19 protein-coding genes and 2 tRNA genes are annotated in these 18,724 nt (G+C 62.5%); 12 read left to right on the forward strand and 9 right to left on the reverse strand.

Annotation, left to right across the window (positions count from 1 at the left end; genetic code table 11):
- Window positions 1-55 precede the first annotated feature (55 nt).
- Window positions 56-943, reverse strand: coding sequence for a MurR/RpiR family transcriptional regulator (locus EI983_RS16970; protein WP_157708534.1), 888 nt, complete (start codon window positions 941-943; stop codon window positions 56-58).
- Window positions 944-1,101: 158 nt separating this feature from the next.
- Here EI983_RS16970 and EI983_RS16975 point away from each other — a divergent pair, with 158 nt between their 5' ends.
- The gene (locus EI983_RS16975) at window positions 1,102-1,926 is read left to right on the forward strand and encodes a beta-keto acid cleavage family enzyme (RefSeq protein ID WP_246162218.1); all 825 of its coding nucleotides are present in this window, start codon (window positions 1,102-1,104) and stop codon (window positions 1,924-1,926) included.
- 4 nt (window positions 1,927-1,930) lie between these two features.
- On the forward strand, window positions 1,931-3,271 hold the full coding sequence (locus tag EI983_RS16980; protein WP_157708535.1) for an aspartate aminotransferase family protein: 1,341 nt from the start codon (window positions 1,931-1,933) through the stop codon (window positions 3,269-3,271).
- Between the two features lie 58 nt (window positions 3,272-3,329).
- Here the strand turns inward: EI983_RS16980 and EI983_RS16985 are convergent, their stop codons facing one another.
- The 3 genes from EI983_RS16985 to EI983_RS16995 are packed head-to-tail and all read right to left on the reverse strand — an operon-like array spanning window position 3,330 to window position 5,661.
- The gene (locus tag EI983_RS16985) at window positions 3,330-4,442 is read right to left on the reverse strand and encodes a CaiB/BaiF CoA transferase family protein (protein ID WP_157708536.1); all 1,113 of its coding nucleotides are present in this window, start codon (window positions 4,440-4,442) and stop codon (window positions 3,330-3,332) included.
- Window positions 4,442-5,119 (reverse strand): DsbA family protein, encoded by a 678-nt coding sequence (locus EI983_RS16990; protein ID WP_157708537.1) that lies wholly within the window; start codon window positions 5,117-5,119, stop codon window positions 4,442-4,444. Before EI983_RS16990 ends, EI983_RS16985 begins: the two co-directional genes overlap by 1 nt.
- A 32-nt stretch (window positions 5,120-5,151) precedes the next feature.
- Entirely contained in the window at window positions 5,152-5,661 is a 510-nt protein-coding gene (locus tag EI983_RS16995) for a DUF721 domain-containing protein (protein WP_157708538.1), read from the reverse strand.
- A gap of 81 nt (window positions 5,662-5,742) precedes the next feature.
- Between EI983_RS16995 and mutY the strand changes: the two genes are divergently transcribed.
- A complete protein-coding gene (gene mutY / locus EI983_RS17000) occupies window positions 5,743-6,795 on the forward strand; it encodes an A/G-specific adenine glycosylase (protein WP_157708539.1) in 1,053 nt (350 codons plus the stop codon).
- A 128-nt stretch (window positions 6,796-6,923) separates the two neighbouring features.
- Window positions 6,924-8,057: an alkane 1-monooxygenase gene (locus EI983_RS17005; RefSeq protein ID WP_157708540.1), complete on the forward strand. Its 1,134-nt coding sequence runs from the start codon at window positions 6,924-6,926 to the stop codon at window positions 8,055-8,057.
- On the opposite strand, the gene EI983_RS17010 is transcribed toward EI983_RS17005, so the two are convergent.
- Entirely contained in the window at window positions 8,058-9,080 is a 1,023-nt protein-coding gene (locus EI983_RS17010; RefSeq protein ID WP_157708541.1) for a LacI family DNA-binding transcriptional regulator, read from the reverse strand.
- Between the two features lie 114 nt (window positions 9,081-9,194).
- Between EI983_RS17010 and EI983_RS17015 the strand changes: the two genes are divergently transcribed.
- The 3 genes from EI983_RS17015 (at window position 9,195) to EI983_RS17025 (ending at window position 11,728) form a co-directional block, all read left to right on the forward strand.
- Window positions 9,195-9,271 (forward strand) — tRNA-Arg (locus EI983_RS17015).
- Between the two features lie 89 nt (window positions 9,272-9,360).
- Window positions 9,361-10,449 (forward strand): phosphotransferase, encoded by a 1,089-nt coding sequence (locus tag EI983_RS17020; protein ID WP_157708542.1) that lies wholly within the window; start codon window positions 9,361-9,363, stop codon window positions 10,447-10,449.
- Complete coding sequence (locus tag EI983_RS17025; protein ID WP_157708543.1) at window positions 10,442-11,728, forward strand: aspartate aminotransferase family protein; 1,287 nt, start codon at window positions 10,442-10,444, stop codon at window positions 11,726-11,728. The genes EI983_RS17020 and EI983_RS17025 overlap by 8 nt, the downstream gene beginning before the upstream one ends.
- 190 nt (window positions 11,729-11,918) lie before the next feature.
- Here the strand turns inward: EI983_RS17025 and EI983_RS17030 are convergent.
- A tRNA-Lys gene (locus EI983_RS17030) sits at window positions 11,919-11,994 on the reverse strand.
- Window positions 11,995-12,101: 107 nt separating this feature from the next.
- On the opposite strand from EI983_RS17030, the gene dapF reads away from it, so the two are divergent.
- From dapF to EI983_RS17045, 3 genes are all read left to right on the forward strand, one after another.
- Window positions 12,102-12,935: a diaminopimelate epimerase gene (dapF, locus tag EI983_RS17035; protein ID WP_157708544.1), complete on the forward strand. Its 834-nt coding sequence runs from the start codon at window positions 12,102-12,104 to the stop codon at window positions 12,933-12,935.
- A complete protein-coding gene (gene mtaB / locus EI983_RS17040; protein ID WP_157708545.1) occupies window positions 12,932-14,188 on the forward strand; it encodes a tRNA (N(6)-L-threonylcarbamoyladenosine(37)-C(2))-methylthiotransferase MtaB in 1,257 nt (418 codons plus the stop codon). Before dapF ends, mtaB begins: the two co-directional genes overlap by 4 nt.
- A 120-nt stretch (window positions 14,189-14,308) precedes the next feature.
- Window positions 14,309-15,004 carry an SGNH/GDSL hydrolase family protein gene (locus EI983_RS17045; RefSeq protein WP_157708546.1) on the forward strand — a complete coding sequence of 232 codons (696 nt, stop codon included), beginning with the start codon at window positions 14,309-14,311 and terminating at the stop codon, window positions 15,002-15,004.
- A 118-nt stretch (window positions 15,005-15,122) separates the two neighbouring features.
- On the opposite strand, the gene EI983_RS17050 is transcribed toward EI983_RS17045, so the two are convergent.
- The 3 genes from EI983_RS17050 to EI983_RS17060 all read right to left on the reverse strand — a co-directional run bounded on the left by EI983_RS17050 (window position 15,123) and on the right by EI983_RS17060 (window position 17,544).
- Window positions 15,123-16,235 (reverse strand): site-specific DNA-methyltransferase, encoded by a 1,113-nt coding sequence (locus tag EI983_RS17050; protein WP_157708547.1) that lies wholly within the window; start codon window positions 16,233-16,235, stop codon window positions 15,123-15,125.
- Window positions 16,236-16,323: 88 nt separating this feature from the next.
- Window positions 16,324-16,956 carry a ribonuclease HII gene (locus EI983_RS17055; protein WP_157708548.1) on the reverse strand — a complete coding sequence of 211 codons (633 nt, stop codon included), beginning with the start codon at window positions 16,954-16,956 and terminating at the stop codon, window positions 16,324-16,326.
- 81 nt (window positions 16,957-17,037) lie between these two features.
- Window positions 17,038-17,544 (reverse strand): hypothetical protein, encoded by a 507-nt coding sequence (locus EI983_RS17060; protein WP_157708549.1) that lies wholly within the window; start codon window positions 17,542-17,544, stop codon window positions 17,038-17,040.
- Between the two features lie 192 nt (window positions 17,545-17,736).
- Between EI983_RS17060 and EI983_RS17065 the strand changes: the two genes are divergently transcribed.
- Both EI983_RS17065 and EI983_RS17070 read left to right on the forward strand, forming a co-directional pair.
- A complete protein-coding gene (locus tag EI983_RS17065) occupies window positions 17,737-17,976 on the forward strand; it encodes a hypothetical protein (protein ID WP_157708550.1) in 240 nt (79 codons plus the stop codon).
- Between the two features lie 2 nt (window positions 17,977-17,978).
- A complete protein-coding gene (locus EI983_RS17070; RefSeq protein WP_157708551.1) occupies window positions 17,979-18,683 on the forward strand; it encodes a winged helix-turn-helix domain-containing protein in 705 nt (234 codons plus the stop codon).
- The last annotated feature ends 41 nt before the right edge of the window (window positions 18,684-18,724 follow it).

The following is an 18,724-nucleotide window of genomic DNA, read 5'->3' on the forward strand; positions in this document are numbered from 1 at the left end:
GCGCTTGAGTGAGAGTCAGAGATTTGCCAAAATCGGGATGCCTGTCATCTGAAAACTAATGTTTTTTTTGCGCCACCCAGTAGGCATTCGTGTCATTACGCAAATCTTCGTAGGATTTGATTCGGGTGCGGGCGGGCTCTCCTCCGAGTTGCACCAGCATCGCCAGTAGGGTCTCGATGATTGCCATGGCCCCGGTGAAACACCCGAAATGATGGGTGCTGATGGCAGAGGCAATCAGGGTTTCCTCGGGCTCGAAATCGGGCGAAATGACATCGCTATCCGAGATCATGATCAGTTTGACCCCGAGCGCACGGGCAAATTTGCAGGCTTCGATTGTCTCGCGGGAATAGGGCGTGAAGGAGATCGCGATCATCACATCGGACGCATCGGCGGTATGCAATTCGTCAATCGCCGAATTGATATGCCGCGGGATTAACTGCAATGAAGGCAAGGCCATGCGGCCCACATAATGAAAGTAATAAGCCAGTGCGTAACTGGCGCGCACTGCGGTCAGATAAACATTCCGCGCGTCCAGCAGCATCCGCGCCACCCGCTCCATCTGCTCGGGGGACTGGTGCTCCAGCGACCGCTGGACGATGGCCATGGTGTTGGTTGTGGCGTCGGCTTGGACCCGGCCAAGTTCGGAGTGGCCGCGCAAGCCATTGATCCAATCGGGCTGATCGACCAACGCAGAGGTGGAGACAAGCGCATGCCGGAAGGGTTCGCGCAGCTCGTCATAGCCTGCGAAGCCGACCTGTTGGGCCATGCGCACAAGGGTAAAGGTGGAGACCCCGCATTTGCGCGCGGTTTCGCGGATCGGATCGAGACCAAAGTCTGAGGGATGGTCCACAATATACTTTGCCACCACTTTCAGCCGGGGTGAAAGCTCGGGCAGGCGGCGTTTAAGCTCTGATATAACACGGTTTTTTAACGTCGGATCCATCGCGAATCAGTCTCCCCGGGCGCGTCACCTGAGAATAACATACGTTATTTTTCACTCCGATTGACAGATTTTGTAATTCAGGCAAGCTGTATCGCGACGGATCGACTTTAAGAAATCGGAATTCAACCATGCGCTGTGCGTTGCCACTGCCTGCCCAAATGGCGATCTCTGACGGGGCTGCCCCTTTTGTGATGGTCGCGCCCAATGGCGCGCGCCGGACGCGGGCGGATCACCCTGCTTTGCCGGTGACGCTGGACGAGACCGTCGGAACGGCGCGGGCCTGTCACGCCGCGGGCGCGGATGGGCTGCATCTGCATGTGCGCGACGCGGCCGGGCAGCACTCGCTCGATGCTGGCCGCTACCGGGAGGCATTGTCGGAACTCGGACGCGCCGCACCCGGTCTTGCGGTGCAGATCACCACGGAGGCGGGCGGGCTCTATGACGTTGCCGCGCAACTGACCTGCCTTGAGGCGGTGGCCCCGGAATGGGCCTCGGTTTCAGTGCGCGAGATTGCCCGCGCGCCGGAACTAGCGGATCGCGTCTATGGCACCTGCGCAGCCCAGGGCACGCGGGTGCAGCATATCCTTTATGACACCGCTGACCTTGCCCTGCTGCGCGGCTGGCAGGCACGTGGCCTCGTGCGGCATGACCAGACGGACCTTCTGTTTGTTCTGGGGCGCTATAGCACCGGGCAGGTGTCTCAGCCGTCCGATCTCGGGCCGTTCCTCGATGCGCTGCCACGGGGCAGTTCGTGGATGGTGTGCGCCTTTGGCGCGGCTGAACATGCCTGCCTGCGCGAGGCGGCCCGATGGGGCGGTGCGGTGCGCGTCGGGTTCGAGAACAGCCTGACGGATGAGACCGGCATGACCTGGGCCGACAATGCCGCCTCGGTCGCGGCGCTGCGCCGATCGCTGACTGTCGCTCAGGCGCCTTGCGCTGCTTCGCTTTCACACCCCCTTTCCCCCATGCCCATCGGAGGCTGATCCCATGTCCCATGTTTTTCCACGCCACTGCCACGCGGCCATTCCCACTGCGGTGGGCGGCGATGGCTGCTATCTGATCGACGCAGATGGCAAGCGCTATTTCGACGGCTCGGGGGGGGCTGCGGTCTCGTGCCTGGGGCATTCCAACGCACGGGTGAAGCAGGCGATCAAGGACCAGGTAGACAAGCTCGCCTTCGCGCATACCGGCTTTTTCACATCCGAGCCCGCCGAGGCGCTGGCCGATCTGCTGATCGACCACGCGCCGGAGGGGATCGACCGGGTCTATTTCGTCTCGGGCGGATCGGAAGCGGTCGAAGCGGCGATCAAGCTGGCGCGGCAATACCACGTGGAGCGCGGCGAGCCACAGCGGCGGCATGTGATTGCCCGTCGGCAGAGCTATCACGGCAACACGCTGGGCGCGTTGGCGGCGGGCGGCAATGCCTGGCGGCAGGCGCAGTTTGCGCCGCTGCTGATCGAGGTCAGCCATATCGCGCCCTGTTATGAATATGCCGAACGCGGAGAGGCCGAGAGCCTTGCCGACTATGGTCAGCGCGTGGCCGATGAACTGGAAGCCGAGATCCAGCGGCTGGGCGAAGACAGTGTCATGGCCTTTCTGGCCGAGCCTGTGGTGGGTGCCACCCTGGGCGCGGTGCCGGCGGTCGAGGGGTATTTCACCCGCATTCGCGAGATTTGCGACCGCTACGGTGTTTTGCTGATCCTTGACGAGGTGATGTGCGGCATGGGGCGGACGGGGCATCTTTTTGCCTGCGAGGCCGAAGGGGTGCGCCCCGATATCCTGTGCATCGCCAAGGGGCTTGGCGCGGGGTATCAGCCGGTCGGTGCGATGCTGTGCAGCAAAGACATTTACCAGGCGATTTCCGATGGAAGCGGATTTTTCCAGCACGGGCATACCTATGTCGGCCACCCCATTGCCGCCGCAGCCGGGCTGGCCGTGGTGCAGGAGATGCTGGAGCAGGGGCTGGTGGCGCAGGTGCGCCAGCGCGGCGCGCATCTTGAGGCGCAACTGCGCAGCGCGCTGGGACAACATCCGCATGTGGGCGATATTCGCGGGCGCGGGCTGTTCTGGGGGGTGGAACTGGTGGCGGATCGCGCGACCAAGCAACCCTTTGCCCAAAAGCACGGCCTGGCCGGAAAGCTGAAAAAGGCGGCCTTTGCCGAGGGTCTGATCTGCTATCCGATGCCTGGCACCCGCGATGGCAAGATTGGCGACCATGTCCTGCTGGCCCCGCCCTTCATCTCAAGCGAGGCCGAGCTGGACAGCGTGGTGGATATGCTGGGCCGGGCGATCGACAAAGTGCTGGACGGCGTGCCTGTGGAGGCGTGAGCGCCAAAAGAGTATTGCGCCTCCGGCGGGAGTATTTTGGGAACAATGAAAGCAGCGGTCAGTCGTCCTGACCCAGTTTGGGCGAGGGGCGGGAGAGGTTTAGCTCGGCATCCGAGAACCTGAAGGGCGCGCGCACGCCGGGCACGCCATCCGGGTCGATCCGCATGCCCCGCGCCTGCACTTGAGGGTCGGCGAACACCTCGTCCATCTGGTTGATCGGCCCGGCGGGCACGCCCCTGGCCTCGCAGGCGGCGAGCAGGTCCGCCTTGGAAAAGCGGCGGGTATGTTCGTGCAGCAGGTCCGAAAGCTCCTGACGGTGCGACACGCGGTCGGGATTGGTGGCAAAGCGCGGGTCGTCGGCCAGAGTATCGCATCCCAGCAAGGCGCACAGGCGCTGGTACTGCCCGTCATTGCCCACTGCGATGATCAGGAAACCATCGGCGCATTCGAACACCTGATAGGGGCTCAGATTGGGGTGAAAATTGCCCAGCCGACCGGGCGGCGTGCCGGTCGAGAGGTAGTTCATCGCCTGGTTGGCGGTGACCGAGACGGCGACATCCAGAAGCGCCATGTCAATATGCTGGCCCCGGCCCGTGGCGTGGCGCTGGTGCAGCGCGGCGAGGATGGCTGTTGTGGCATAGACGCCGGTGAACACATCCGTCACCGCCACGCCCACCTTGAGCGGCTGGCGCTCGGCTTCGCCGGTGATCGACATCAGTCCCGACATGCCCTGGATGATATAGTCATACCCTGCACGGTGGGCATAGGGGCCGTCCTGCCCGAACCCGGTGATGGAGCAGTAGATCAGGCCGGGGTTGATCTCTTTCAGGCTGTCATAGTCGAGCCCGTATTTGGCCAGACCTCCGACTTTGAAATTCTCGATCACCACGTCGGCATCGGCGATCAGGGCGCGCATCTGCGCCTGGCCGTCCTCGGTTCGGAAGTCGCAGGTGATGGACGCCTTGCCGCGATTACAGGAATGGAAATAGGCAGCCGTGCGGTCCCCGTCGCGCTCGATGAAGGGCGGGCCCCATTGCCGGGTGTCATCGCCAGCGGGGCTTTCGACCTTGATCACCTCGGCACCGAGATCGGCGAGCGTCTGCCCGGCCCAGGGACCCGCGAGAATCCGCGCGAGTTCGATGACCTTCAGGCCTGCAAGAGGGCTGCTCATTATTCGGCCAGAGCCTCGTCGATCAGGCCCTTGAGCTCCTCATAGGACATGTTGCTGTAGGAGGTGCCGTTGATCAGCAGGGTCGGCGTGGAACGGATACCATCGGCTTCGGCGTTCTTCTGATACCAGGCGACCAGCGTCTTGGCCTTGTCATTATCGTTCAGGCACGCCTCGAGCTGATCCTCATCCAGGCCCGCAACCTTGCCGATCTTGCGCAGGTTGTTGGCAATCGCCGCCGGATCCTGACCGCTGCCAACCCAATCACGTTGCTGGTCATAGATCATGTCGGCAATGCCGAAGAAACGCTCCTGGCCGCCGCAACGCGCCACCATAGAGGCCCAGAGGCCGAAGCGGTCGAAATAGACATCGCGATAGACGAAGTTGATCAGGCCGGTGTCGATATACTCTGCCTTGAGCTGTTTGAACTGGCCTTCATGGAAGCGGGCGCAATGCGGGCAGGTGAAGGAGGCGTATTCCATCACCGTAACCTTGGCATCGGGATTGCCGAGCGTCATCTCGACAATCGAGGACGTGTCGATCTCGGCGGCCTCCTGCGCGTTCGCGGCGCCATAAGGCGAAAGATCCGCCGACGGGGCGGGTGCCGTGCGCCAGTTGAGGATCACGGCCCCGACGGCGACAATAAGGCCCAGGGCCCCGACAAGGATCAGACGGTTCATGATGTGTCCTTCCAGTACAAGATTTGGCCAGATCAGCGTTTGGCTTTGGATAATACGTTCTGCCCCAGAGCTTCAAGCGCTGTTCGGAGGCTCTCGTCGCCGACAGGCGCGGCAAGCTGAGCCGCTTCGCGCTGCGTTTCTGGGTCGGGCGGCGCGGGTTCGGTTTTCTTCGGGCGATGCTCAAAGCTGACCTTGCCATCGGCAAAGCCCGTGGGGGCGGTCTGAGTGATACGGATGCGCGAAATGGCGTTGTAGCCATAGACGGCATTGACCCGCTCGCGCAGTTTTTCCTTCTGCATTTCCAGCATGGGGGCCTGTGCGCCGGTGGTCAGCACGGTCAGCGTGGCCCCGAAGCCCTGACGTCCATAGGAAACATCGACAGGCCGCGCGATCGCGGCGATATCCGCGCCCGCGACCTCTTCCCATTGCGTGAGCAGGCGCGAGGCGGCAAAGCCACGGCTTTCCGAGGCACGCCTGATCCGGTCCTGCAACAGCGCAGAGGTGCGCTTGAAGCCGAATGTACCGGGACGTTTGGCGGCCATGGGTGTGCTCCTTGGGTTAATCCTCTATGTAAGCCATGAATGCGGGCAGAACAGCCCCCAATCGTGAGGCGGATTTAACGAATGCGTGAAATGGCTCGGGCCGAGGTGTTACTGGACTGGTATGATCGTCACGCGCGCGATTTGCCCTGGCGGGTGTCACCGGCGCGGCGCAAGGCGGGCGAGATGCCGGACCCCTATCGCGTCTGGCTGAGCGAGGTGATGCTGCAGCAGACGACCGTGGCAGCGGTGAAGTCCTATTATGAGCGGTTCACGGCGCTCTGGCCGACAGTGGGCGACCTGGCCGCCGCCCCGGACGCTCAGGTGATGGGCGAATGGGCCGGGCTTGGCTACTACGCGCGGGCCCGGAACCTCCTGAAATGCGCGCGGGTGGTAACGAAGGAGCATGACGGTGTGTTCCCCACCACACGCGATGGATTGCAGGCGCTGCCTGGCATTGGCCCCTACACCGCCGCCGCGATTTCGGCGATTGCATATGACCGGCCCGAGGTGGTGGTGGATGGCAATGTGGAGCGGGTCATGGCGCGGCTGCACGCGGTGCAGACCCCCCTGCCCGCCGCCAAGTCCGAACTGACGGAAGCGGCGGCGGCACTGACCCCCGACATCCGGCCCGGCGACTATGCACAGGCGGTGATGGACCTGGGCGCCACGATCTGCACACCGAAAAACCCGGCCTGCGGGATTTGCCCCTGGCGCGGGCCTTGTGCCGCCCGCGCGCAGGGTATCGCGGCCGATCTGCCGCGCAAGAGCCCGAAGAAGGCCAAGCCGACACGGCACGGCATCGCCTATGTGGTGCGCCGTGCCGATGGGGCCTGGCTGCTGGAACAGCGCCCTGACAAAGGGCTCTTGGGCGGGATGCTGGGCTGGCCCGGTACCGACTGGAACGAGGCCCCCGCCCCCGCGCCGCCGCTGGACACCGATTGGGAGCGCCTGCCCGAAGAGGCGCGCCACACCTTCACGCATTTCCATTTGCGGCTGGAGGTGTGCATCGCGCGTGTGCCCACGGGGGCCGAGCCTGCGCGGGGGACTTTCCTCACCCCGCGTGAATTCCGCCCGAGCGATTTGCCTACCGTCATGCGCAAAGTCTTCAACCTTGCGCAGTCCGTTCTGAGCTGACCCGCCATGGAACGCTGGGTCATACCTTGCGGTTGGGGCCAATTGCGCTGATTTTGCCCATGTTTTCCAGCCCGGTTTGGCGTATTCTGCGCCCAAGATCGCGGCACTGACCCACGGAGACACCTCTTATGTCCACGCATCCCCCTGTGAACAGCCTTGCCCATGCGCTGCCCTTCTGGATGACGCTGCTCTTGGTGCCCATCGCCCTTATCGGCGCCCTGAACGGCGGCTGGTGGCTTCTGTTGATGCCGGTGGTAACGTGGTACTTCTTTACCCTGCTCGACACCGTTCTGGGCCTGAATCTGGAAAATGCGGACCCGGATACGGACGAAAACCAGCTGACCTGGCACAAGGCAATCACCCTGATCTGGGTGCCGATCCAGTTCCTGCTGCTGTATTGGATGATCTGGTACGGCACGACCGCCGAACATCTGTCTGGCGGGGAACTGATCCTGCTGTTCTTCGGTGTCGGTGTGATCACCGGCACGGTCGGGATCAATTACAGCCACGAGCTGATGCATCAGAAGGACAAGGGCGAGCGGTTTCTGGGCGATGCCCTGCTCGCCATGACCCTCTATTCGCATTTCCGCTCCGAGCATCTGTTGGTGCATCATCGCTATGTCGGCACGCCCCGCGACCCGGTGACCGCGCGCTATAATGAGGGGTTTCACCGGTTCTTTCCGCGCGTGCTCAAGGCGTCATGGCTCTCGGCCTTCCGGGCCGAAAAGGAAATGCTGGCGCGCAAGGGCAAGCCGTGGACAGACCTTTCCAACCCCTTCTGGCGGTATTGGGCATTTCAGGCGTTCATGCTGCTGCTGGCTGGTCTGATCGGCGGCTGGCTGGGGCTGCTGCTGTTCCTGTGGCAGGCCTATATCGCCATCTGGCAGCTGGAGCTGGTCAACTATATCGAGCATTACGGGCTGACCCGAAAGCACCTGGGAGACGGCAAATACGAGCATGTGATGCCGCGCCATAGCTGGAACGCCGCCCATAAGGCGTCAAACTGGCTTCTGATCAACCTGCAGCGCCATTCGGACCACCATTACAAGCCGAACCGGCGCTTTCCCCTGCTGCAGAACTACACCGATGCCGATGCGCCGCAGCTTCCCCACGGCTATCCGCTTATGACAATGGTGGCGATGGTGCCGCCCTTGTGGAAACGGGTGATGAACCCCCGCGTGCGGCGCTGGCGGCAAATGTATTATCCGGAAATTACCGACTGGAAGCCGTATAACAAGGGGCTCAATCCGCAGCCTCGGTGACTAGGGGCGCCGCAGCGTCTGGCCGTAGGTGATCTTGGGTTCCATCGCGATGCGCACCGGGCCTGCGGACGGGTCATTCACCCGTGCGGCAATGATCTCGGCGGCTTTGCGGCCGGTATCATGGCGGCAGGCATCCATCGTGGCCAGTTTCATCGGCAGCCCGTCAAGCAACCCCACGCCATTGAACCCGGCAAGGCCGATCTCCTGCGGGATCTTCGCGCCCTTCTCCAGCAAGTAAAGCAGCCCACCCGCTCCGATCAGATCATTGGAATAGTAGATAAAGTCGATCTCGGGCTCGCGCTCCAGCAGGGCCGCCGTCATCTCGCGCCCCTTCACCAATGCGGAGCCTCCGGTGTAAAACTCCTGATCGGCAATCTCGACCCCGTTCTTGGCCAGCGTCTCGGTGAAGCCTTCGAAACGCTTGCGCGCGCGATGGTCGAGCGACATCTTGGTACCCAGAAAGCCGATCTTCTGATAACCGCCCTTGAGGATCGCCTCGGCCATCTTCTGCCCCGCGCGGCGGTGCGAAATACCCACCACGCTATCGACCGGCGTGCCGTCCACATCCATGATCTCAACCACGGGAATGCCCGATGCGCGCAGCATGGCGCGGCTGGCCTCGGTGTGCTCGATCCCGGCGATAATCACCCCGGAGGGCCGCCAGGACAGCATTTCATAAAGCACCTTCTCTTCTTTCTCGGGCTTGTAGCCTGTGATGCCCACCACGGGCTGCAACTCGGTCTCGTCCAGCGCCTCGGTAATCCCGGTCATGACCTCAGGAAACACCATGTTGGACATCGACGGGATGATCACCGCCACCAGATTAACCCGGCTTGACGCCAGGGCCCCCGCGATCTTGTTGGGCACGTAGCCAAGCCTCTTCGCGGTTTCCAGCACCCGCTCGCGGGTCGCGTCAGAGACATCGCCCCGGTTACGCAGCACGCGACTGACGGTCATCTCCGACACGCCCGAGGCTTCGGACACATCACGCAGGGTCAGGGGTCGGTTATCTGAATTTGTCACGGGGGGTGGTCTTTCAACTGAGGGCGAGACGATGGTACCGCAAACATATGCGGATTATCAAGCGTTCAGAAGGGCGATGACAATCGGCTTTTCGTTGGGTATGCAGAGCCCAGCGGTCCCGTGGCTCAACTGGATAGAGCAGCCCCCTCCTAAGGGGCAGGTTGCAGGTTCGAATCCTGCCGGGATCGCCAGACTGGCATCGGGGGCATAGAGAACCGGGGCTGTTTCCGCGAAAGTTTCGGTTGCGCGGGGGCACGCCGGGATGCAAGCGTGATCCACGATGTCAATGCCGTTGGATACACCGGACCGCGCGGGGTCGGATGGCCCGGAGGTGCCCGACTGGGCCCGTGACGTGCGCGCGCCTGCGCATGAGCTGCACGAGATCGAGGCACTCGTCAAAGACCGGTACGGCCTCGAAGGACAGCTTCACCCGCTTGACGGCGAGCGCGACCAGAACATCCTGATCAGCACGGGCGATGCCCGGCGCTGGGTGGTCAAGATCAGCGAAGGCGCGGCGGCAGAGGCGACTGCGGATTATCAGGCGGCCCTGCTCGGCTATCTCGAAGGGGCAGCACCGGATTTGCCTCTCCCCCGCAACCGAACCGACAGGACAGGCGCGCCCTATCTGCTGCATCGTTTCGCGAACGGACAGCCCGCAGCCGTGCGGGTTGTCAGCTATCTGGAGGGGCGCCCGCTGTCCGATCTGCCGCCTTCGCACGGCAGCTGGGCCAGACCGATCGGGGCCTTTCAAGGCAGGCTTTGCCGCGCGCTCAGAGGGTTTGAACATCCGCAATCCACGCGTTTCATGCCTTGGGATTCATCCTCGGACGTAATGCTTGACGACCGGATGCTGGCCTTTCTCGATCCGGATTTCCGGACAGCGGTCACCCCGCATCTGAACCGGCTGACGGACACCGTGCTTCCCGCTCTGAGGGACGCGCCCGCGCAGGTCATTCACAATGACATCCACCCGGGAAACATCCTGCTTGACGATGGCGGCAGGGTTGCGGGCATGATCGACTTCGGGGACGCGATCCACCGGTCTGCCCTGCAGGATCTCGCCGTTTCGGTCACAAGCCTGATCGAGTTCGCCCCTGACCGGACCGAGCATGTCATACCGCAGCTGATCGGGGGGTTTCTGGCACATTACCCGCTGAACACGCAGATGCTTGCGCTGTTGTATGACGCCATCCTGCTGCGCGGTATTCTGAGCGTGGCCCTGGGACGGATGAAAGATCGGGGTGTTCCGCCCGCCATGCGCCCGCGCCCTGCCACCCGGCTATCCGAGGGCGGCCTGCGCGCGATCCTGTCGCTTTCGGGTGGTGTATTGTCCGATCCCCGGAGATTGCAGAGGCTTGCCCATGGATAGCGTGACATCGCCCGAAGCCCTTATGGCACGGCGCGACAAGGTGCTGAGCCCGACCTACTTTTATCACTATGACGTACCCGTTCATGTGCACCACGCGCAGGGTGCGGTGATCTGGGACCAGTCAGGCAAGCGGTATCTGGATTGCTATAACAACGTTCCCTCCGTCGGTCATGCCCACCCGCATGTGCTGGAGGCGATGCACCGGCAGGCGGCGCTGATCAATACTCATAGTCGCTATCTGCATGAGAGCATCATCACCTATGCTGAGCGCCTGACCGCAACCCTGCCCGATGCCCTGGACATGTGCGCCTTTGTTTGTACCGGCACCGAGGCGAACGGTCTTGCCTACGAGATTGCCCGGACGGTGACAGGCAAGAGTGGCGCGATCGTCACGGAAGAGGCCTATCACGGCAATGCCCTAGCGGTGGCTGCACTCTCACCCTATCGCACCGCGCCCGACAAGCGCGCGGAATTCGTCCGGACCATTCCCGTGCCGTGCCAATCCGGCCAGCCGGGCAGCGGTCAGAACGCGGCGGCACTGGCCGAGCCGACCATCCGGACCCACGCCCGCTCCGACCACGGGCTCGCAATGCTGCTGATCGACCCTATCTTCGACGGCCCGGGCATCTACACGGCGCCGCCCGGATATCTCGCCGAACTTTCCAGGATCACCCGGGACGAAGGCGGGCTTGTCGTGATGGATGAGGTACAGGCCGGGCTGACCCGTCTTGGCGATCATATGTGGGGGTTCATGGATTCAGGCATCGTGCCGGATATCGTCACCATGGGCAAACCGCTTGGCGCGGGATATCCGCTTGCCGCGGTTGTCGCCCGGCGGGACATTTTCGAAGCCTTCGCCGCCAGGCGAGACTATTTCAATACATTCGCCAGCAGCCCGGTGGCCGGAGCGGCAGGCAATGCCGTTCTCGATGTGATTGAAGCCGAAGGCCTTCTGGAACATGTTCATCGGGTCGGGCAAACGATCTCTGACGGGCTGGCCGAGATACAAGGCAAGTTCGACTGCGTCGGAGCACTGCGCGGCAAGGGGTTGTTCCAGGCGGTGGAGCTTGTGACAGGCACCGACGAAGCGCGCCCCGACCCGGCCCTTGCCGACCGCGTTGTCAATCAGATGCGGCACGAAGGGGTCCTGATTTCGGCCTGCGGTATATGCGACAACGTGCTGAAAATAAGGCCACCGCTTGTCTTCTCACAGGACGATGCCGGGCAGTTGCTCGACACTCTGCGCGCAGTCCTTGCCGCGCAAACAGGGGCCACATAGAAACCGCCGACAACAGTCGAATGTCGGCCGGTCTGCACATTGATCGCCCGCGGGGTGACAGGCACCACAGCGACCGCTCTTTCGGCACCGCCCTGGCACAGCCGCGGATCACCGCCGCACAACGCCCGATCACCCGGCCCGCACCGCGTCCGAATCTTATCCGGTAACAGCTCGATATCTTTGGAAACAGTGGTGAGCCGTGCAGGATTCGAACCTGCGACCCACTGATTAAAAGTCAGTTGCTCTACCAACTGAGCTAACGGCCCACTAGGCGGCCTATCTAGAAAGAGCCAGCCCCCCGGTCAACCCCGAATCGTGGGGTTTTTCAACCGAATGCTGGATTCATATCCACCCCACGTTTATATGCCGCTGCATGAGTGATGCGCTCGACACAGGATTGCCCTTCATGAAGATGCATGGGCTGGGAAACGACTTTGTCGTACTGGACGGGCGTGCGCGCAATATTCAGGTGACCGACGCGCTGGCCAGAGCCGTGGGCGACCGACACACGGGCATCGGATTTGACCAGCTCGCGCTGATCGAGGCGGGTGCGGGCGATGCGCATCTGACCTTCTGGAACAGCGACGGTTCCCAATCGGCGGCCTGTGGCAACGCCACCCGCTGCATCGCGCGGTTTCTCATGGACGAGACGGGCCGGGACAGTCTGCACCTGACCACCGCGCGGGGCGATCTCTTTGCGCGGGACGCAGGTCAGGGACTGACCTCCGTCAATATGGGTCCGCCGCAGCTTGACTGGCGCGATATCCCGCTGGCCCACGAGATGGACACGCTTGCGCTGCCTATCGCAGGCGCCCCCACCGCCACCGGCATGGGCAACCCTCATTGCAGCTTTTTCGTCGAGGACGCCGAAGCGGTCGACCTGGACCGGTTCGGCCCCGAACACGAGCATCACCCGCTCTACCCCGAACGCACCAATGTGCAGGTGGCAAGCCTGATTGGCCCCGATCACCTGCGCATGCGGGTGTGGGAGCGCGGCGTGGGCATCACGTTGGCCTCGGGCTCGTCCTCCTGCGCGGTGGGCGTGGCGGCGCATCGGCGAGGGCTCACCGGGCGGGCGGTGACGATCGAGCTTGATGGCGGCACGATCCAGGTAGACTGGCGCGACGAGGGGGTCTGGATGACCGGCCCCACCGCGCATGTCTGCGACGGCGTGATTACACGCGATTTCCTGGACCGGATCGGATGAGCTCGCTGAAATTCACGACGCTCGGCTGCCGTCTCAACGCCTATGAGACCGAAGCCATGAAAGAGCTGAGCCAGCAGGCCGGGCTTGAGAATGCGGTCGTGGTGAACACCTGCGCCGTGACCGCCGAAGCGGTGCGCAAGGCCCGCAAGGACATTCGCCGCCTGCGCCGCGAGAACCCGCAGGCACGCATCATCGTGACCGGCTGCGCCGCACAGACCGAGCCTGAAACCTTCACCGCGATGGCCGAAGTCGATGCCGTCATCGGCAACACCGAAAAGATGCAGCCCGAGACCTGGGCGGGCCTTGCCACGGATTTCATTGGCACCACCGAAGCACCGATGGTCAATGACATCATGAGCGTCACCGAGACGGCGGGGCATCTGATCGACGGGTTCGGCACCCGGTCGCGCGCCTATGTGCAGGTCCAGAACGGCTGCGATCATCGCTGCACCTTCTGCATCATCCCTTATGGCCGGGGCAATTCGCGTTCAGTCCCTGCGGGCGTGGTGGTGGATCAGATCAAGCGGCTGGTCGGGCGCGGCTATAACGAGGTGGTGCTGACCGGGGTCGACCTGACCTCGTGGGGTGCCGACCTGCCCGGAGCACCCCGCCTGGGCGATCTGGTGATGCGTATCCTTCGGCTGGTGCCCGATTTGCCGCGCCTGCGGATCAGCTCGATCGATTCGATTGAGGTGGACGAAAACCTGATGCTCGCCATCGCCAGCGAGCCGCGGCTGATGCCGCATCTGCACCTTTCCCTGCAGCATGGCGATGACCTGATCCTCAAACGGATGAAGCGCCGCCACCTGCGCGACGACGCAATCCGTTTTGCAGAAGAGGCGCGCCGCCTGCGTCCGGATATGACGTTTGGTGCCGATATCATCGCCGGTTTCCCGACCGAAACCGAGGAGCACTTCCAAAACTCGCTGAAGTTGGTGGAAGAGTGCGGGCTGACCTGGCTGCATGTCTTCCCCTATTCGAAACGTGAAGGAACGCCAGCGGCGAAAATTCCCAATCAGGTCAATGGTGCCGTGATCAAAGAGCGTGCCGCAAGACTGCGGGCGGCGGGCGAGGCGCGGGTTGCGCGACATCTGGCCGAACAGATCGGTCGGACCCACCGCATACTGATGGAAAGCCCCCGCATGGGGCGCACGGAACAGTTCACCGAGGTGCGCTTCACCACCGATCAGCCGGAAAGCCGGATCGTGACAGCGACGATCACCGGCGCGACCGAGGCTGAGCTTTTCGCGTGACGGCCACGCCAGCCGCGAAACTGACGCCATGCGCGATGATCCGCGGTTGACCTTGCATCCTCTGGATTTGACGGGAACTCTCGGCTTTTATGCTCCGATCTTCAGTGGACCCTTTCGAGAATGAAACGCGCTCAGCTTCTTCTGGCTCCGGTCATCATCCCGCAGGCGCTTTGGGTGGCCGCGCGGGCGACGCGCCTGCCCGAAGCCGCTGGGCCCCGCAGCGGCACGGCGGGACAGGGCAAACCGGTGCGCATCCTGCTGATCGGTGACAGTTCGGTTGCCGGGGTCGGGGTGGAACGGCAGGACGACGCGCTATCGGGCAGGCTCTGCGAGGCACTATCGCCACATTACGAGGTGAGCTGGACGGTAATCGCCCAATCCGGCGCGACCGTGGCCAGCACGCTCAGAACCCTGCACGCTGTGGACCCGATGCCATGTGACGCCGTCGCGCTGTCACTTGGCGTCAATGATACAAAGAACGGTGTAAGCCGACGCGCCTGGCAAATACGATATGCGCAGCTGCTCGATATGGTCGCGGAGAAATTCCGGCCAAGGGGGATCTGCGTCTCTGGCCTGCCACCAGTCCGGCATTTCCCGCTCCTGCCCTGGCCGCTCAACAGCGTTCTTGGCGCGCGCGCAGAGCTGTTCGACGCCGATCTTGCAGCCTTATGCGCCACGCGGGCCAACACTACCTATCTGCCGCTCGAATTTCCGCTCGATCTGTCAAAGATGGCTTCTGACGGCTTTCACCCGGGCGCGGAGGTCTATCGCGACTGGGCCGGTATGACGGCCGATGTGCTGCGCCGCTTTCTCTGAGCACGCAGCCGCGTAACCCTTTCATCCTTCCCAAAAAAATACCCCGCCACGAAGGCGGGGCAAAAGTTAGTGCCAATGGTCAGGCCACAGGCACCGGCGGTGTTCTGGTGTGATGAATTCAGTTTGGCCGCTCGGCCATCTCGGCGCGGATCTGCTGGCGGAAGATATCGATCGGCACGCGTTTGCCGTCTTTCTTGATGCACCAGTAGGTCCAGCCATTGCAGCTTGGTGCGCCTTCCAGCGCCGCGCCGACCTGATGGATCGACCCTTTCACGTCGTCGCCAATCAGCGTGCCATCGGCCCGCACCTTCGCCTTGTGGCGGTTGTTCATCGAATACAGCTCTTCGCCCGGACGCAGCATCCCGCGCTCGATGAGCTGACCAAAGGGCACGCGCGGCTCGGCGCGTTTGCTGACGCTGACCTGCAGCGCCTCACGGTCAAAGCGGCGGGTCTTGGCAAGCCGCTTCTCAGCCACCTTGCGATAGGCCTCTTCGCGCTCGATCCCGATATAGTCGCGCCCCAGCATCTTGGCGACGGCTCCTGTCGTGCCTGTGCCGAAGAAAGGATCTAGCACCACATCGCCCGGGTTGGTTGTCCCCACCAGCACCCGGTGCAGCAGGCTCTCGGGTTTTTGCGTCGGGTGGGCCTTGTCGCCCTTGTCGTCCTTCAGGCGTTCATGCCCGGTGCAGATCGGCAGCACCCAATCACTGCGCATCTGAATGCCTTCGTTGAGCGATTTCAGCGCTTCATAGTTGAACGTATATTTCGCGCCCTCATCGCGGCTGGCCCAGATCATCGTTTCATGGGCATTGGTCAGCCGCTTGCCACGGAAATTCGGCATCGGGTTCGATTTGCGCCAGACCACATCGTTGAGGATCCAGAAGCCTTCGTTCTGAAGCGCCGCACCAACGCGGAAAATGTTGTGATAGGACCCGATCACCCAGATCGCCCCGTTGGGCTTGAGTAAACGCTTGGCCGCCTTCAACCAGTCCGTGGTGAACTCGTCATACGCCTTGAAGCTGGCGAACTGGTCCCAGTGATCATCGACGGCATCGACCTGGCTGTTATCCGGGCGGTGCAGATCGCCCTTGAGCTGCAGGTTATACGGCGGGTCGGCAAAGACCAGGTCAACGGACGCTTCGGGCAACCCGTTCATGACCTCAATGCAGTCACCATCCAGAATTGTGTTCAAAGGGAGCGCTTCCGCGCCCTTGGTCTTGGAGTTTGTCATTGTCTGCCTCTGTCCCGGCGCATTTTGCGCTCGCTTGTTGAGGCAGAGGATGAGTCAAACCGATTCGCTGGTCAAATTCTTTTTTGAATCAGGAGGTTACGTTTTTCCCTTGATACAAGATATTGTGGACCGGCTTGAACGAACGTCTATGATGTGGGGTCAGCCCGAGATTTTGAAGCGCCTCTCTGTGGCTTTTTGACGGGTAGCCCGCGTTCGTCTCCCAGCCGTATCCGGGGTAGTGTTGCGCCAAATCCCACATGACACGATCTCGACATATTTTGGCCACAATTGAGGCCGCCGAAATCGACAGAGAGCGGGCGTCGCCCTTGATAATCGCCTGCGCCGGGAGGGTCAGGCCGCGCGGGATCATGTTGCCGTCGATCAGCACCTCATCGGGCACGCGGGTCAGCCCAGCGACCGCCCGCTCCATCGCCAGATGCGAGGCGCGCAGGATGTTGAGCGTATCGATCTCCTCCACGCTGGCATGGGCAATCGACACCTCTGCCTTGTCGTGGATCGTCTCCCAGAGCGCCTCGCGCCGGCTGGCACTCAGTTTCTTGCTGTCGTTCAGCCCCTCGGGAATGTCTTCAGGATTCAGGATCACGGCGGCGGCTGTCACCGGCCCGGCGAGCGGCCCGCGCCCCACCTCGTCAACACCGGCCACCACCTGCGCCCCGCGCGTCATGGCATCTTGTTCAAAGGAAAAGTCAGGTCCGGTCATGGGCTCACTAACCATAGTCAGAGCTGCAATGCAAAGAGGGCGGCGCCAAGGCCGCCCTCCCCTGCTCGACATGTGCTGCTTTCAATGCGCGCGGGCCAGTGAATAGCCGTTCTGACGCAGGCAGCGACCGCCATAGATGATCTTCCGTTTGCCGCTATTGGGGTCACGCACCTTCACCTCGCAATAGGCGGGCAACGCCTGAATATTCACCCCGTTGCGCTTGAGACAGCGCTTGCCCAGCCCCCGGATTACCTGGCCTTGCATGTTGACCTTGGTGCCGCACTGGCGCGGCAGCACCTTGGGGTCGTGATATTGCGGCGTCGGGACAGGGCTGACCAGGGGCCCGGCATGACCATGGGTCGTGCCGTAGTTATAGGGCGTGTGGCCATAGCTGTGCCCCTGCCCGTATCCGTAATTATACGCGGGCTGCGGCTTCTTGTTGGCGTCCGCGATGGCAAGGCCGATGATGGCAAGCGCGGCGGCCCCGGCAATCCACTCGGCGGTGTCATCCGCCTTCACGGGTTGTGCCGTCAGGCCGGTCAGGGCCAGAGACGCGGAGAGGACGAGAGCAATGAATTTACGGTGCATGATAACTTTCCTTTCTATGGGTGGCAGCGTTGACCCCGATCCGTGGGGCGTTCATGCGACTGACCCAAAGATGCGACCGCCCCGGAAAGACAGGCAATAACGGTACGCTGTTATCGGATAGCAGCGCCAAACTTCTGCTTTTGAAAGGCTTGGTTATTGAATAGCCCCGCGCTTCGGCGCATCTTCTGCCGCATGACACGCTTATCTCTCATCACCGCCCTGGCCCTTGGCCTTGCGCTTCCCGCCGCCCAGGCACAAGCCGCCTGCACCGCCGAGTACAAGGCCAAGCGCGACAACCCGCTTGAGCTCTATTATGATGTGGCGCAGATCACGGGCCCCTGTACGGTACAAAACGCCGAGGCCCAGCTCCGCGCGATGCTCGCGGCGCAGGGGCTTACCTTGTTGAAAGTGTTATCGGTGGCGGAGAACTGAGTTTGACAGATCAAGACACCACAGCCGCAGAAGCGCGCCGCTCGGGATCCCGCGTGGTGGTGATCGGGATGGCGGCGATTGTCCTGATCCTGACACTGGCCGCTGTCTTTATCTTCCTCAGCCTGCCCGATGCCAACGCTTTCAACGCGCGGGTTGAGCGGATTTTCGTCGAGAACGACCAACTCACCTCGGATGCCGAGATCAAGCTGCTGGAGATACTGGCGCTCTCGGGCACTGCCTTTTCCGAGACGCTGGTCAGCTACCGGATGGTGATCTTTGTGCTACTGGTCTTTGCCGCGGCACTGCTGATTGCCGCGCTGGTATTCCTGATCATGCTGGTCACGCTCAACCGCCGCATGGCCCAGATCGAACGGGCGGGTATTCAAGTCAGCTCGCTTCTGATCAGCCGCGAGGAGAAGACCGTCTATCTCAACAATATGGGCTTCAAGCTGACCGATGCGGCGATGGAAACTCTGGCGGTTCTGGCCGAGGCGCGGATGGATGATGATGTGCTCTCGGGCGCCGAGATCGAGGCGGTGATCTCAGGCCGTTCCGCCACGGATTGCGAAGAAGCCGCCGGTGCCACCCGTATCAAGCGGCTGCGCGATGCCCTGGGCAACCAGATGGTGACCGAGCTTCTGGTCAAGAACATCGCGCGCAAGGGCTATATGCTGGCCATCGACAAGGATGTGATCAAGGTCATCTGACCACCCCGCCGCAGAATCGGCTTGCCTGCACCCCCTCTCTT

It is taken from the genome of Roseovarius faecimaris (genome assembly GCF_009762325.1).
GTDB lineage: Bacteria > Pseudomonadota > Alphaproteobacteria > Rhodobacterales > Rhodobacteraceae > Roseovarius > Roseovarius faecimaris.

Coding starts and splice junctions, on each gene's coding strand:
- EI983_RS17065 (WP_157708550.1), top strand. CDS start 17,737: ATGACACGCTTATCTCTCATCACCGCCCTGGCCCTTGGCCTTGCGCTT.
- EI983_RS16985 (WP_157708536.1), bottom strand. CDS start 4,442: ATGAGCAGCCCTCTTGCAGGCCTGAAGGTCATCGAACTCGCGCGGATT.
- EI983_RS16975 (WP_246162218.1), top strand. CDS start 1,102: ATGGCGATCTCTGACGGGGCTGCCCCTTTTGTGATGGTCGCGCCCAAT.
- EI983_RS17005 (WP_157708540.1), top strand. CDS start 6,924: ATGTCCACGCATCCCCCTGTGAACAGCCTTGCCCATGCGCTGCCCTTC.
- EI983_RS16990 (WP_157708537.1), bottom strand. CDS start 5,119: ATGAACCGTCTGATCCTTGTCGGGGCCCTGGGCCTTATTGTCGCCGTC.
- EI983_RS17025 (WP_157708543.1), top strand. CDS start 10,442: ATGGATAGCGTGACATCGCCCGAAGCCCTTATGGCACGGCGCGACAAG.
- EI983_RS17055 (WP_157708548.1), bottom strand. CDS start 16,956: ATGACCGGACCTGACTTTTCCTTTGAACAAGATGCCATGACGCGCGGG.
- mtaB (WP_157708545.1), top strand. CDS start 12,932: ATGAGCTCGCTGAAATTCACGACGCTCGGCTGCCGTCTCAACGCCTAT.
- dapF (WP_157708544.1), top strand. CDS start 12,102: ATGAGTGATGCGCTCGACACAGGATTGCCCTTCATGAAGATGCATGGG.
- EI983_RS16970 (WP_157708534.1), bottom strand. CDS start 943: ATGGATCCGACGTTAAAAAACCGTGTTATATCAGAGCTTAAACGCCGC.
- EI983_RS17020 (WP_157708542.1), top strand. CDS start 9,361: ATGTCAATGCCGTTGGATACACCGGACCGCGCGGGGTCGGATGGCCCG.
- EI983_RS17045 (WP_157708546.1), top strand. CDS start 14,309: ATGAAACGCGCTCAGCTTCTTCTGGCTCCGGTCATCATCCCGCAGGCG.
- EI983_RS16980 (WP_157708535.1), top strand. CDS start 1,931: ATGTCCCATGTTTTTCCACGCCACTGCCACGCGGCCATTCCCACTGCG.
- EI983_RS16995 (WP_157708538.1), bottom strand. CDS start 5,661: ATGGCCGCCAAACGTCCCGGTACATTCGGCTTCAAGCGCACCTCTGCG.
- EI983_RS17050 (WP_157708547.1), bottom strand. CDS start 16,235: ATGACAAACTCCAAGACCAAGGGCGCGGAAGCGCTCCCTTTGAACACA.
- EI983_RS17060 (WP_157708549.1), bottom strand. CDS start 17,544: ATGCACCGTAAATTCATTGCTCTCGTCCTCTCCGCGTCTCTGGCCCTG.
- mutY (WP_157708539.1), top strand. CDS start 5,743: ATGCGTGAAATGGCTCGGGCCGAGGTGTTACTGGACTGGTATGATCGT.